We start from the raw sequence: 14,465 nt of genomic DNA, 5'->3' as shown, positions 1-14,465 counted from the left end.
TCATGGCCCTTGCTGAAGTCCAGTTTCAGGAAATAAAAAACTTTGCTAGAGAAATTCGCATCCATACTCTTGAGACCCTCAACCAATTAGGATTTGGACATTACGGAGGAAGCCTTTCTATCATTGAGACCCTAGCGGTTTTATATGGAAAAGTTATGCCAATGACGCCGGAAATCTTTGCTACAAAAGACCGAGACTACTTTGTCCTTTCCAAAGGTCATGCAGGACCAGCTCTATATAGTACCCTTTATTTGAAAGGTTTCTTTGATAAGAATTTCCTCCATTCTCTGAACCAAAATGGGACTCGACTCCCATCCCATCCCGACCGCAATCTCACCCCAGGCATTGATATGACAACCGGCTCATTGGGACAAGGTATCAGTGTCGCAACGGGCATTGCCTATGGAAAGAGGATAGAGTCATCACCCCATTACACCTACGCCATTGTAGGAGATGGTGAGCTCAATGAAGGACAATGCTGGGAAGCCTTCCAATTCGCTGCCCACCATAAACTAAGGAATCTGATTGTCTTTATCGATGATAACAAGAAGCAGTTAGATGGAACGACAGACCAAATCTGCCAAACTCAGGATTTTGTTTCCAAAATGCAAGCCTTTGGCTTTGAAGCCGTTCGGGTCAAGGGAGAGGATATTCCTGCCATCTATGATGCCATCATCCAGCTTCAAGAGTCTTCCTCTGACAAACCCAAAGCCATCATTTTGGATACGGTGAAGGGGCAGGGTGTACCATTCTTGGAAAATATGGAAGCCAACCACCATTTGCGCTTGGATGCGGAAATGCGCCAGCAGCTGGTGGAGGCCATTGAACACTTGAAAGCTGAAAGAGAGGCCAGCCTATGACATCAAAAGAAATGCGCCTGGTTTATCGAGACTTCCTAGCAGAACATAGCCATGCTACTGAGAGATTAGCGGTATTGGAAGCAGACCTGTCCAGCTCGATGGCCACTAACAAACTAGAAGAGTTGTTTGGAAAGCGGTATGTCAATGTAGGCATCATGGAAGCAGAAATGATGGGGGTTGCAGCTGGTCTGTCCCTCCTTGGCTACAAGCCCTACATCCATACCTTTGGTCCCTTTGCCAGCCGACGGGTCTTTGACCAAGTCTTTCTCTCCCTAGGCTACGCCCAATTAGATGCTACCATCATCGGGTCGGATGCGGGAGTGTCTGCAGAGATGAATGGCGGTACCCATATGCCCTTTGAGGATTTGGGCCTTATGCGGCTGATTCCGCAGGCTACTGTCTTTGAAGTCAGTGATGACATCCAATTCAAGGCTGTTTTAGAGCAAACTCTGACGCTCAAAGGGCTCACCTATATCCGGACCATCCGAAAGGCTCCTCAGCGGATATACCCAGAAAACCAAGATTTCACCAAGGGTTTTTGTCAACTGCGAGACGGACAAGATGTAATCATTGTTGCTTCAGGAATTATGGTTGCAGAAGCCTTAATGGCAGCGGACTTGCTGGAAAAAGAGGGAATTTCTGCAGCGGTTATTGACCTCTTCCGAATCAAACCCCTTCCAGAGGAATTGAAAGGCATCTTACTTGGAAAACCTGTTCTGACTGCTGAAAACCACAATCAAATTGGTGGTTTAGGAAGCGCCCTCGCAGAATACCTCAGCGAAGAAAGCAACTGCCCGCTTCGCCGCCTTGGGGTCAAAGAAAGATTTGGCCAGGCTGGACAGATGCCCTATCTCATGGAAGAATATGGCCTAACGGCCCAGCATATTGCCGACGAAACTTTAGATTTCGTTAACACTAAGTAGGAGAGAGGTTGGGTTCAAGCCCAACCTCTCTTTTGGTAATTCAAATCTCTCTATTCTACTAGCTCCTTATGGTATACTAGATAGGCAAATTTTAAAAAGGAGTCATTCATGTCCTATATTGTCAATTTTAAGGAAGTGGAAACGGTTGGTTTGGAAAGCAGTCCTGTCGCAGAAGCCTTGGCTGGCCTGCGGGCCAACGAGGCTCGCTATTTTTGGAACAAGTACAAGACGGAATTTGAAGTCTTTACTCCCCAAGAGCGGCCTGAGATTTTAGCCCACATCGAGAAAGCCTTGGCTCAAAGGGAGATGACCTTCCCTTATGCAGCCCTCAATGTCGCCCAAGTGGAGGTAGACGGCATCCTCTGGTCCCATGTCTTCTATGAAAATGGTCTGGCTGTCAATGTTCTCTATACTCTGGAGGAGGGCGGCAAAAGAGCTGTTGGCTTCAAGCTGTCTAATGGCATTGACATTCCAGCTGAGTTTGAAGAAAAGTTCAAATTTGCCCGTCAAAAGTCCAAATTAGCTGGAGAAATCCGTGGCAGTTTCTTCGTTCTCAAAGAGCCTCTCTTCTGATAACCATCTTCTTCTCCCATCGCTTTTTTCAAAAAAGGGTGGGAGTTTTTGTCTGCTTGAACAAAACCAGACTCAATAAAGGTTTTTTTCTCATTTTATGCTACAATAAGAGAATGACGAGCATTGTGTTACAACTAAGTGAAAGAGAAAAGAATCAGGTCAAGGCCAGCTTTGCCAACTATGCCCAGCCCAGCAAAAATCCCTATGTTGAAGCCTTTTTCAAGCCAGAAGGGGCCAGCATCACCATCTACACTTCTGGTAAGGTGATGTTTCAGGGAGAAAGGGCAGAAAGCTATGCCCAAAAATGGGGACACCAAGCCCAGCAGACTGCTCCTGTCCAACAAAATATACCCATGATTGGGACTGATGAGGTGGGAAACGGATCCTACTTTGGCGGCCTGGCTGTGGTGGCTAGTTTTGTCCATCCTGATGACCATGCCTTTCTCAAGAGCCTGGGGGTCGATGATTCCAAGAAAATGACCGACCAGAAAATCCGCCAGATTGCTCCACTTCTGAAAGAGAGGATTCCCCATCAGGCCCTGCTTTTGACCCCACAAAAATACAACCAGGTCATCAACCAAGGCTACAATGCTGTCTCCGTCAAGGTAGCCCTCCATAATCAGGCCATTTTCCTGCTCCTGCAAAAGGGGGTTCAGGCCCAGCAAATCGTCATCGATGCCTTTACCAGCCCTAAAAACTACGAAAAATATGTCCGCCAGGAAAGCAACCAGGTGACCCAACCCATCAGCCTGATTGAAAAAGCCGAAAGCCAGTTTCTGGCTGTTGCCGTCTCCTCTATCATGGCTCGGGCGCTCTTTCTGGACAACCTAGATGAATTGAGCCAGGCCGTTGGCCTGACCCTCCCGTCTGGCGCTGGCCACAAATCTGACTTGGTCGCCAGCCAAATCTTACAAAAATACGGCATAGCTGGCTTGGAACAAACAGCCAAGCTCCACTTTGCCAATACCCAAAAAGCACAAAAACTCCTAGATTGAGGTTATTCTATGAAATCATTTATCAAAGAATGGGGCCTTTTTACCCTCATTGTCGTCATCATTATCGTCTCCCGCTGGCTGATTTGGAGCCCAGTAACGGTTGACGGCCACTCCATGGACCCCACCCTTCAGGACCAGGAACACCTCATCATGTTTCGTACCCAGAACATCAAGCGCTTTGACATCGTGGTAGCTGGCGAGCCAGATGGCACTGGCAAGGAAAAACTGATTGTCAAGCGGGTCATCGGTATGCCAGGCGACACCATCCGATATGAAAATGATATCCTCTATGTCAACGATAAAAAAATGGATGAGCCTTATCTTCAAGAGTATCTGGAAGCCTTTGCCAAGGACAAGCTCCAATCCATTTACACTTACAACACTCAATTTCAAGCCAGAGCCCAAGTCTCAACAGCTTTCACAGTAGACACTAATTTCCAACCATCCTTCACCGTTACAGTCCCAGAGGGCCACTATTATCTGCTGGGGGATGACCGTATCGTATCTCAGGACAGTCGTGCCGTCGGGAGCTTTGCCAAGGAAGATATCAAAGGGAAAATTATCTTACGCATGTGGCCTCTCAATCGCATCAGCCTATTTTAAGAACCATGGGGAGTGGGATAGGATTTGACCAAATCCGAACTCCCGCCCCTTTTTTACGAAAGAAATCATGAACGAACTGTATTTTTCTGGAACCATTGATAGGATTATTTTCGAGAATCCTGCTAATTTTTACAAAATATTACTGTTGGAAATTGACGAAACCAATGCTGATTTTGAGGACTATGAAGTCATCGTAACAGGGACCATTGCGGATGTCATCGAAGGGGAAGAATATCGGTTTTACGGTCAGTTGGTGACCCATCCAAAATACGGTCAACAGCTGCAGGTCAGCCGCTATGAGCGCAGCAAACCCACTTCTGCTGGCCTCATTAAGTATTTTTCCAGCGAGCATTTCAAGGGGATTGGCCGCAAGACAGCTGAAAAAATTGTCGAGCTCTATGGCGAAAATACCATTGACCAGATCCTGGCTGAACCGGAAAAACTGACCACCATCCGAGGACTTTCTGCAAAAAACCGCCAACTCTTTCTGGACACCCTCCGTATCAACTACGGGACAGAGATGATTCTGGCCAAGTTGGCAGAGTACGGCATTCCCAACAAGCTGGCCTTTCAAATCCAAGATACCTATAAGGAAAAGACCTTCTCCATCATTGAGGAAAATCCCTACCAGCTGGTCGAGGATATCCAGGGGATGGGCTTTATTATTGCGGACAAAATCGCTGAAAACCTGGGCATTGACAGCCATTCGCCCCAGCGTTTTCGGGCTGGTCTCCTTTATAGCCTGCTCCAGCAATCCTTGGAGACGGGGGATACCTATGTCGAAGCCAGGGACCTCCTGGAAGCCAGTCTGAATGTTCTTGAACAAGCCCGTCAAGTGGAGCTAGACCCGGCTGCGGTTGCCCAGGAATTGACAGGCTTGATTGCTGAAGGAAAATTGCAGCAGATCGGCACTAAAATTTTTGATAATAGTCTCTATTTTGCCGAGGAAGGCATCAAAAAAAGCCTGACCCGGCTGCTGGAGAAAAACAACCTTCAGACCTTTGAGCGCGCAGAAATTGAAGTGGCCATCACCCATCTGGAAAAAGAGTCAGGCATCCACTATGATAGTATCCAAAAAGAGGCCATTATCCAAGCCATCAACAACCCCCTCTTTATCCTGACAGGGGGACCAGGCACGGGCAAGACGACCATCATCAACGGTATCATCGCTGTCTATGCCCTGCTCCACAAGATCAATCTGACCAAGGCAACAGGGGAAGTCCCAATTTTGCTGGCAGCGCCGACAGGACGGGCAGCCCGCCGTATGAATGAGTTAACAGGCCTGCCTAGCGCCACCATCCACCGCCATCTGGGACTGACTGAAGACCAGGGAGAAAGCTACCGAGAGGACTATCTGGACGCCGATTTTATCATCGTCGATGAGTTTTCCATGGTGGACACCTGGCTGGCCAACCAACTCTTCCAGAACATCTCCTCCAACAGCCAGGTCCTCATCGTGGGCGATGCCGAGCAGCTGCCATCTGTCAGCCCAGGACAGGTCCTGGCCGACCTCCTCAAGATTCCAGCCCTGCCAAGCCTTACCCTGGAAAAAATTTACCGACAGGCAGAGGACTCCACCATTGTCCACTTAGCCAGTCAGATTCGTCAAGGCTATCTGCCAGCTGATTTCCGAGAGAAAAAAGCTGACCGTTCCTATTTTGAGGCCCAGAATGAGCAAATCCCCGCCATGGTGGAGCGCATCGTATCTGCAGCTGTGAACTCAGGCATTCCAGCGGACCAGGTCCAAATCCTGGCCCCCATGTACCGCGGCCTAGCAGGCATTGACAACCTCAATAAACTGACCCAGGCCCTCCTCAACCCCCTGGAAAAAGGTGAACTCGAATTTCCCCATAATGACCAGCTTTTCCGCCAGGGCGACCGGGTTATCCACCTGGTCAATGATGCTGAAAGCAATGTCTTCAATGGAGATTTGGGCTATATCAGCGACCTCTTGCCTGCCAAGTACAGCGACTCCAAGCAGGACGAAATCACCATTAACTTTGAGGGGGCGGAAGTCACCTACCCCCGAAATGAATGGTATAAGATTACCCTGGCCTATGCCATGTCCATCCACAAATCCCAGGGCAGTGAATTTCAAGTGGTCATCCTCCCCATCACCCACTCCAGCCAGCGCATGCTCCAGCGCAACCTCATCTACACCGCCATCACGCGCTCCAAGAGCAAACTGATCCTGCTGGGCCAGCTCTCAGCCTTCGACCAGGCCGTCAAAAATGCTGGCACCGCCCGCAAGACCTATCTGGTGGAGCGCTTTGGTCCTGATCTGACCGAAGCAGCCCCTGAAGAGCAGCCACAAGCCTCCCAGACCAACCAGCCAGAGGAAAACCTCACCTACATCCTGACAGAAGCCAACCTCCTCACCATTGACCCTATGATTGGGTTAACCGAGGAGGACATCCAAACCATTTTCAACACAGAAAAATAAAAGCCTATCAGCCCCTGCTAGTGACTAGTCAGAGACCTGATGGGCTTTTTCTTCTAAATTGGTCAGCGTAATCCCCAGGAGGCGGACACCCCTATCGAGCTCACCCACTTGGTCTACGATTTCTGTCGCAATCCTCAAGATGACCTCCTCGTCATCAGTTGGTACATCCAAGGTCCGTCTCTTGGTCAAGGTCTGAAAGTCGGCATAACGAATTTTGACCACGATGGTTTTTCCGACCTTCTGGTGCCTGTCTAAACTGAGGACCACCCTTTGGGCCAGACCAGATAGCTCCTTCTGGATATCCTCCATCCGATAGAGGAGCTTGCCGTAGGTCCGCTCCTTGCCGATGGATTTTCGGACCCGATGGGTCTTGACTGGCGAGTTGGAAATGCCTCTGGCCCGCCGGTAGAGATCATAGCCAAAGCGACCAAAATGATCAATTAAGGTCATCTCAGGGACCTCCAATAAATCAGCTCCTGTATAAATCCCTAATTCGTGCAATTTTTCCACAGACTTCTTCCCCACCCCATAAAATTTTTCAATGGGCAGTTGGGAGAGGACAGCCTGGGCATTCTGGGGCAAGATGACGGTCAAGCCACGGGGCTTTTCCATATCAGAGGCAATTTTGGCCAAAAATTTATTGTAGGAAACCCCTGCTGATGCTGTCAGCTGCAACTCCTGCCAGATATCGTACTGGATGAGCTTGGCAATCTTGACGGCGGAGGTGATACCCAGCTTATTCTCCGTCACATCCAGATAGGCCTCATCGATGGACATGGGCTCCACCAGGTCCGTATAACGATGGAAAATCTCCCGCACCTGTCTGCCAACCTCCACATACTTATCATAATTGCCTGAAATAAAGACTCCTTGCGGACAGCGTTCATAGGCCTCTTTGGAAGACATGGCCGAATGCACACCAAAGGCCCTGGCCTCATAGGAACAGGTCGACACCACTCCCCGCCCCCCGGATTGCCTGGGATCCTTAGCGATGATGACTGGCTTGCCTCTTAAGGCTGGGTTATCCCGCACCTCAATGGCCGCAAAAAAAGCATCCATATCAATGTGGATTATCTTTCTTGATGTGTCATTAATCAGCGGAAAAATGAGCACCTACAGCCTCCTTGGTTTTATTTTTATGCATGAGTTCATTATATCACAATCTTCATTTTTTACCCCAAATCCTGACCTCCATACCTCATCTCCCGCGCCTTCTCTTTTTCCAATTTCATGGCTTATCTTCTTCAAAAAACCTTGAAACGAAGCCTGAAACAGGTGTGAATTTTCTCACAATTCTCATGTAAATTTTTTCACAATTTTTCATATATTTTCAAGGTTCTTGCGGTTGTAAATCGCTTTCCATCATGTTATAATATAGGCATAAATGCATCGAGGATGCATAACTTTTAATAAGGAGAAATCTCATGTCAACAAAAGTTAAAACAAAAAATGTTGCTGAAGACATTTTCGCCCAAGCTTGGGAAGGTTTTGCTGGTACGGACTGGCAAGAAAAAGCGAGCGTGACCCGCTTTGTACAAGCAAACTACACACCTTATGATGGTGATGAAAGCTTCTTGGCTGGTGCAACTGAGCGTTCTTTGAAAATCAAAAAGATTATTGAAGAAACAAAAGCTCATTATGAAGACACTCGTTTCCCTATGGATATCGACCGTGCGACATCCATCGCTGATATCCCAGCTGGTTACATTGATCAAGAGAATGAATTGATTTTTGGTATCCAAAACGATGAGCTCTTCAAATTGAACTTCATGCCTCGCGGTGGTATCCGTATGGCTGAGACAACTTTGATCGAAAATGGATACACTCCAGATCCTCTTCTCCATGAAATCTATACTAAACATGCGACAACTGTAAACGACGGTATCTTCCGTGCTTACACTTCAAACATCCGTCGCGCTCGTCACTCCCACCACGTTTCTGGTCTTCCAGATGCTTATTCACGTGGTCGTATCATCGGTATGTACGCTCGTCTTGCCCTTTATGGAGCCGACTACCTGATGGAAGAAAAAGTGAAAGACTGGAATGCCATTGTCGCAATCGACGAAGAAACCATCCGTCTTCGTGAAGAAATCAACCTGCAATACCAAGCTCTTCAACAAGTGGTGCGCTTGGGTGATCACTATGGGGTTGATGTTCGCCGTCCAGCCTTGAACACCAAAGAAGCTATCCAATGGGTCAACATCGCCTTCATGGCAGTCTGCCGTGTGATTAACGGTGCTGCAACTTCACTTGGTCGTGTGCCAATCGTCTTGGACATCTACGCAGAACGTGACTTGGCTCGTGGTACCTTCACTGAATCAGAAATCCAAGAGTTTGTAGATGACTTCGTCTTGAAACTCCGTACAGTTAAATTTGCTCGTACAAAAGCCTTCGACGAAATCTACTCTGGTGACCCTACTTTCCTGACAACATCTATGGCAGGTATGGGTAACGATGGTCGTCACCGTGTGACCAAGATGGACTACCGCTTCTTGAATACACTTGACAACATCGGTAACTCTCCAGAACCAAACTTGACAGTCCTCTGGTCTGACAAACTTCCTTACGCCTTCCGTCGCTACTGTATGGCGATGAGCCACAAGCACTCTTCTATCCAATACGAAGGTGTGACCACCATGGCTAAAGACGGTTACGGTGAAATGTCTTGTATCTCATGTTGTGTATCTCCACTGGATCCTGAAAGTGAAGACAAACGCCACAACATCCAGTACTTCGGTGCCCGTGTCAATGTCTTGAAGGGTCTCCTTTCAAGCTGGAACGGCGGTTACGACGACGTTCACAAAGACTACAAAGTATTTGACGGCGTAGAACCAGATACATCTGAAATCTTTGACTACGATACTGTTATCAAGAACTTTGAAATTGCCCTTGACTGGTTGACAGACACCTATGTGGATGCTATGAACATCATCCACTTCATGACAGACAAGTACAACTACGAAGCAGTACAAATGGCCTTCTTGCCAACTCACCTTCGTGCCAACATGGGCTTCGGTATCTGTGGGTTTGCCAACACCGTTGACTCCTTGTCTGCTATCAAGTACGCACAAGTAAAACCAATCCGTGACGAAGATGGCTTCATCTACGACTATGAAGTAACTGGTGACTTCCCACGTTACGGTGAAGACGATGACCGTGTAGATGATATTGCTAAATGGCTCATGGAAGCATTCTTCACTCGCTTGAACAAACACAAACTCTACAAGAATGCAGAAGCAACTGTGTCTATCTTGACCATTACTTCTAACGTTGCTTACTCTAAACAAACTGCTAACTCTCCAGTTCACCGTGGCGTCTTCCTCAACGAAGATGGTTCTGTTAACACCTCTAAGGTAGAATTCTTCCCACCAGGTGCGAACCCAACTTCTAAATCACGCGGTGGTTGGTTGCAAAACCTTAACTCCCTGTCAAAACTCAACTTCAAGCATGCCAATGACGGTATCTCCTTGACAACACAAGTTTCACCAAAAGCTCTTGGTAAAACATTTGACGAGCAAGTCACCAACCTGGTGACCATCCTTGACGGATACTTCGAGCAAGGTGGTCAGCACGTGAACTTGAACGTTATGGACCTAAACGATGTCTATGAGAAAATCATGAATGGCGAAGATGTTATCGTTCGTATCTCAGGCTACTGTGTCAATACTAAGTACCTGACTAAAGAACAAAAGACAGAGTTAACCCAACGTGTCTTCCACGAAGTCCTTTCCTTGGATGATTCAGTGCCAGATTTGATTAAATAAGACAGAAAAAGAAGAAATCAACTGATTTCTTCTTTTTTGTTTTCCATATTGCAACGAATACTTGTATATTCGGACTCGACTAAAACGATGATTAGCTAAGTTTATAAGAGGAAACTAAGAAGGGCCAAGATAGCTGGTCCACCCTGGGTGAGGATAATCTTCCGATTGGCTGTCAGAGCTCCATAGCTAGCAGCAGCCACCACGAAAACTAAGAAAACAACTACCAACTCCACATTGGAAGATAGATAAAGCCCATACAAGAGAAAGAGGGCTAGCAAACCATTGTAGATACCTTGATTTTTAAAAAGCTTGTCTACTGATGGACGCGACAATTCCTCCTGGGTCATGTTGAAGACCCGACTGGTGGTAGCTGATTGCGTCGCGATGGTTTCCAGATAAAAGATATAGAGGTGCTCTAGGGCAACCAAGGTCGCCAAAACTGTTGTTAGAATAGACATGATAGTATCTCCTTTTCTACTTTGAATTCGAACTGTTTTAGTTTATTAAAAAAATGAATCCTTAGCAAATAATCTGGCCACAAAAAAAGCAACTCCAAGGAGCTGCTTTATTTTAATGCGGATAGATATAGGAAACTGGACCCATGCCTTCATTTGGATTGAACCATCCACGATGATTGTCAATCCATTGGCGGCCATTGTAGTTAGCTTCCAAAACTTGGATTTGACCTTGTTCGTTGATGCCAGTGACATAAGCAACGTGACCAAAGCCACCATCATCCCAAACTGCGATTGCGCCAACTGCTGGAGTCGTTCCAACTGCAAAACCATCACGGGCTGCATTGACTGCCCAAGTGGAGGCATTGCCCCACCAATCGCCTGCCCATCCAGTTAATTTCTGAACAGCCCAAGTACATTGGCCGACAGGATAGTTGATGCCTGGTTCGTAATCATAACCTTCGAGGTAGTAAGAAGAGGGTGCCTCTACTGGAGCAATGGCTGCGGGACTAGCAACTGGAGCAGCTCCAGTAACTTGCAGGACTTGCCCTGGCACAATCAAATCGTAAACGCTGAGACCATTGCTCGTTGCCAGTTGATTGTAATCCATCCCATGTGCTGCTGCAATGGAAGAAAATGAATCTCCCTCTTTCACAGTATAACCACTTGTATTGGCTACAGGAGCTGCAGCTGGGGCTGGAGCAACAGGAGCTGCTGGAGCCTCATAACCAGGGATTGTCAATACCTGACCCGGTAAAATCAAATCATAAATACCCAAGCCATTTGCAGAGGCTAAGGCATAGGGATCTACACCATGCTTTTGTGCAATTGAATAAAAAGAATCACCATTTTGAATAGTATAAGCTGTGTCAGCTGATGCAGATTGACCAATAAAAAGGCCACCTGCCATAACAAGAGTCAACAAAGATACTTTACCTAATACTTTTTTCATTTCTGTTCTCCATTTTTTGATACTACAATAGTAGCAAAGAATTACTTCAAAAAAATCACAACAGAATTAAAAAAGAATGTTTTTTGTTACAAACCCTTATCATTTTTCAGGTTATTGTGACAATTTTGTATCGAAGATTTCGATATGAAAAAACCTGAGACATTCTGTCTCAGGACTCATTTACATGAGTTTCATCAGTCAAGCAATCGCCTAGTTTGGCAAAGGTCTTGCCATTGCGAATCGTTACAAGTTTGTAAAAAGGCTCTTTCAGCAAGTGTTGGTGATAGGCTGTTTTGAGGTACTCTTTCTCCTCATACTTGCCCCAATACACTCCCAGCTGACCAAAATGCACTACTTCATCTCTCAGAGGCAGAGCCTCAATGCGTCTTTGTGCATCTGCCTGATCTACCTGATCCGTGTAAAAAAGAACATCCTTTCGTGCCAAATTCTCATCCCACCAGGTAGGTAGATTGGCCAAATCAGCCTCATAATCTGCTTTATTAAATAAAGAGAAAGAACGAACGAAAGGATAATGTTTGGCGAAAAGTTGGCTGATGTTATCATGGATTTGTTGATAGTCCTCTGAGCTGTCAAAAAAGAGATTGCCACTGTTGATATAGGTTTCCACCTGCTCATAGCCTAGCTGGCGGACTAGTTCCCGAAGTTCACTCATGACTACTTTATTGTTGCCACCGACATTGATGCCTCGAAGAAGTACTGCATATTTCATGTTTTTCTCCTAAAGATGCTTCTTGATGATATCCCTTAATTCCCTGCGCTTGGCAATCCAAAGCGGTCGGTCATCATAGAGATAGGTCCGATTGGTCAGAAAAATAGCCGCCTTTTGGGCCTTTCGGTTGACCATGATAAAGGGACCTGTATAGCCAGTATGGTCCAGCCAATCCTCATCCTCTAAATTCCAGACAATAGACCGCGGCTTAGAAGGACTGAGATTTTGTGTCAGGTTTGCCGCAAAATCATCCTCCAAATAATGCTGAAGGAACATTTGCAAATCCGTCAGATCCGAGAAAAGTCCTGCAGAACCCGTGTGAACTCCCAGTACCCTAGCCTTTGGATCATGGACAATACCTGCCGGCTGACCCTTGACAGTTGGTACTGCTTCTGTTACTGGGCCAAAACTGGTCCGTTTCATCTGCCAGGGCTCAAAGATTACCTCTTTAAAAATTTGGTCCAGTGATTGGCCATAGATCTCTTCCAGCATAAAGCCCAGTAAAATCAAGTTGATGTCCGTATAGCGAAAATCCTTCTGGTCTGTGACCTTGATTTGGTTAATAGCCTCCCGCAAACCTGCCTCATCCAGCTCATCTCGATGGGGGATGTAGGGGTCAATACCAGAGGTATGGGTGACCAGTTGGCGAATGGTCAGCGTCTCATCCGCGACAGCCGGGTAGTAGCTTTTCAGCGTTGCGTCCAGCTCGATTTTTCCAGCCTGCAGGAGGAAAATCAGGACCGTTCCGACACCGACCACCTTGGAAACTGAGGCCAAATCATAAAGAAGACCAGCACGGGTGGGCTGGCCTTCCTGGGTTTGACCGAAATAACTATCCTGCCAAGCCCCGTCGGCATAGAGGGAGAGACTGGCTCCCAGATAGAGGTTTTCTGCCATCTGCTCTTTTATTTTTTGGAAAATAGCTTCTCTCATTTTTCAAACCAGATTTCAATCTTGCTAGGATCTGTAGACTGGAGGAATCTCTCTTTCCTGTCCTTAAAGTAGCCTGCTGGCAGCTTTTCCTCTAGCTCTGCCCAGTCCAGCTCTGGTTGGACTTTGATGCGCAGACTGTCCAAATCCCAGGTAGAATCAGCATCTGCCAGGAGGTCTGGCCCTTGAGCTTCTTGGAAGACCAGGAGGTCTTGGTCAGGCCAGATGGTCTGATAGAAGCCTTGGCTGGTTTCTGGATGTGGGCTGTTAATGAGGATTTGGCTGACCACAAACTCTGTCAGGCCCTGAAAATCAGCTAGCTCCTCAAATTGGACTAGCGGCAAGATTTCCTGCAAACCTGCCATATCATCCTCACTGTGCAGCAAAAAAACATAGCCTTCTGGCAATACTGTCTCAAAAGCCAGGCCCCTTTTCCCCCGATAGAGCTTGCTGAAAGATGCTCCACGCGCTAAGAGGCTCTCGATTTCGGCTGGCTTGGCCACTTTCAGGGCCAGTCGAGCTAATTTTTTGGGACCTTCGACTGCCCGTGTCCGCATACTGGGCGATTCAATCAGGACCAGTTTGGCTTCTTTACTATCTGAATGGCCTGCAAATTCTGCAAAAGGACCTTCTTCCAAGACCGTTTTTAGGCCTAGGACTTCTTCCAAAAAGGTCTGGTTGACACTGCGGTTATTGATCCGCAGGGCTGGGACAATCACATTTTCTACTTCTAACATGTCATACTCCTAAAATCAGTTCTCTTCTATTTTAATTGAAAATTACGAATTTGACAAACGTTTGTATGGGTTTTTGAAAGCCTTTTTCTTTTTAGACAAAGGAAATATTATCCGCTATAATGGACAGTAGAAACAATCCTCCAGACAACAGGAGAAACTATGCGATTTCATCAATTTTCTTATCTTCAGAGAGACCAAGTCCTGCAAGTTGAAGAATTACATCATCTGGGATTTGACCTCCAGCCCAGATCAACTCCTGCCTAGAATAGCCATAGCTTAATGGAACAAAAAGAAGCTCGTTTTGTACTGCCCCCAAAAAGTTAGACAAAAAATAATTAGTGAAAGGATTTAGTTCTGTACTGAACAGGACGAAGTCCTTTTAGTTTTGCTTTAATGCGCTTGTTGTTGTAGTAAAAAATATAATCCGTGATGGCTTGTTCCAAGTGTTCCAGGGACTTGAAAGTCTTCTCGAATCCGTAAAACATCTCTGTTTTCAAGAT

14 protein-coding genes are annotated in these 14,465 nt (G+C 46.7%); 7 read left to right on the top strand and 7 right to left on the bottom strand.

The features are described 5' to 3' along the window. Nucleotides 1–2 precede the first annotated feature (2 nt). From ACEYCN_RS01920 to ACEYCN_RS01895, 6 genes are all read left to right on the top strand, one after another. Nucleotides 3–860: a transketolase gene (locus ACEYCN_RS01920; protein ID WP_373712616.1), complete on the top strand. Its 858-nt coding sequence runs from the start codon at nt 3–5 to the stop codon at nt 858–860. Next, on the top strand, nt 857–1,783 hold the full coding sequence (locus tag ACEYCN_RS01915; RefSeq protein WP_373712615.1) for a transketolase family protein: 927 nt from the start codon (nt 857–859) through the stop codon (nt 1,781–1,783). The genes ACEYCN_RS01920 and ACEYCN_RS01915 overlap by 4 nt, the downstream gene beginning before the upstream one ends. Before the next feature lie 108 nt (nt 1,784–1,891). Beyond that, nucleotides 1,892–2,356, top strand: coding sequence for a phage tail protein (locus ACEYCN_RS01910; RefSeq protein ID WP_373712614.1), 465 nt, complete (start codon nt 1,892–1,894; stop codon nt 2,354–2,356). Between the two features lie 113 nt (nt 2,357–2,469). After that, entirely contained in the window at nt 2,470–3,351 is an 882-nt protein-coding gene (gene rnhC / locus ACEYCN_RS01905; RefSeq protein ID WP_373712613.1) for a ribonuclease HIII, read from the top strand. Nucleotides 3,352–3,360: 9 nt separating this feature from the next. Then, complete coding sequence (lepB, locus tag ACEYCN_RS01900) at nt 3,361–3,954, top strand: signal peptidase I (protein WP_373712612.1); 594 nt, start codon at nt 3,361–3,363, stop codon at nt 3,952–3,954. Nucleotides 3,955–4,021: 67 nt separating this feature from the next. After that, nucleotides 4,022–6,397 (top strand): ATP-dependent RecD-like DNA helicase, encoded by a 2,376-nt coding sequence (locus tag ACEYCN_RS01895; RefSeq protein ID WP_373712611.1) that lies wholly within the window; start codon nt 4,022–4,024, stop codon nt 6,395–6,397. A 24-nt stretch (nt 6,398–6,421) separates the two neighbouring features. Here the strand turns inward: ACEYCN_RS01895 and dinB are convergent, their stop codons facing one another. Further along, entirely contained in the window at nt 6,422–7,510 is a 1,089-nt protein-coding gene (gene dinB, locus ACEYCN_RS01890; RefSeq protein WP_373712610.1) for a DNA polymerase IV, read from the bottom strand. Between the two features lie 311 nt (nt 7,511–7,821). On the opposite strand from dinB, the gene pflB reads away from it, so the two are divergent. Next, a complete protein-coding gene (pflB, locus tag ACEYCN_RS01885) occupies nt 7,822–10,161 on the top strand; it encodes a formate C-acetyltransferase (RefSeq protein WP_373712609.1) in 2,340 nt (779 codons plus the stop codon). 101 nt (nt 10,162–10,262) lie between these two features. On the opposite strand, the gene ACEYCN_RS01880 is transcribed toward pflB, so the two are convergent. The 6 genes from ACEYCN_RS01880 to ACEYCN_RS01855 all read right to left on the bottom strand — a co-directional run. Beyond that, the gene (locus ACEYCN_RS01880; RefSeq protein WP_373712608.1) at nt 10,263–10,619 is read right to left on the bottom strand and encodes a DUF1304 domain-containing protein; all 357 of its coding nucleotides are present in this window, start codon (nt 10,617–10,619) and stop codon (nt 10,263–10,265) included. Nucleotides 10,620–10,731: 112 nt separating this feature from the next. After that, nucleotides 10,732–11,568 carry a LysM peptidoglycan-binding domain-containing protein gene (locus ACEYCN_RS01875; RefSeq protein ID WP_373712607.1) on the bottom strand — a complete coding sequence of 279 codons (837 nt, stop codon included), beginning with the start codon at nt 11,566–11,568 and terminating at the stop codon, nt 10,732–10,734. Nucleotides 11,569–11,737: 169 nt separating this feature from the next. Continuing rightward, a complete protein-coding gene (locus ACEYCN_RS01870) occupies nt 11,738–12,298 on the bottom strand; it encodes a DUF1697 domain-containing protein (RefSeq protein ID WP_373712606.1) in 561 nt (186 codons plus the stop codon). Nucleotides 12,299–12,307: 9 nt separating this feature from the next. Next, nucleotides 12,308–13,231: a serine hydrolase domain-containing protein gene (locus ACEYCN_RS01865; protein WP_373712605.1), complete on the bottom strand. Its 924-nt coding sequence runs from the start codon at nt 13,229–13,231 to the stop codon at nt 12,308–12,310. Then, nucleotides 13,228–13,965 carry a CppA N-terminal domain-containing protein gene (locus tag ACEYCN_RS01860; protein ID WP_373712604.1) on the bottom strand — a complete coding sequence of 246 codons (738 nt, stop codon included), beginning with the start codon at nt 13,963–13,965 and terminating at the stop codon, nt 13,228–13,230. The genes ACEYCN_RS01865 and ACEYCN_RS01860 overlap by 4 nt, the downstream gene beginning before the upstream one ends. A 335-nt stretch (nt 13,966–14,300) precedes the next feature. Next, the coding region (locus ACEYCN_RS01855) for an IS3 family transposase (protein ID WP_373712628.1) at nt 14,301–14,465 on the bottom strand (165 nt) is incomplete at its 5' end.

Source organism: Streptococcus sp., from assembly GCF_041802885.1.
Classification (GTDB): domain Bacteria; phylum Bacillota; class Bacilli; order Lactobacillales; family Streptococcaceae; genus Streptococcus.
The sequence above is the reverse complement of the archived record's forward strand: the minus strand, read 5'-3'. Positions and strand labels throughout refer to the sequence as shown.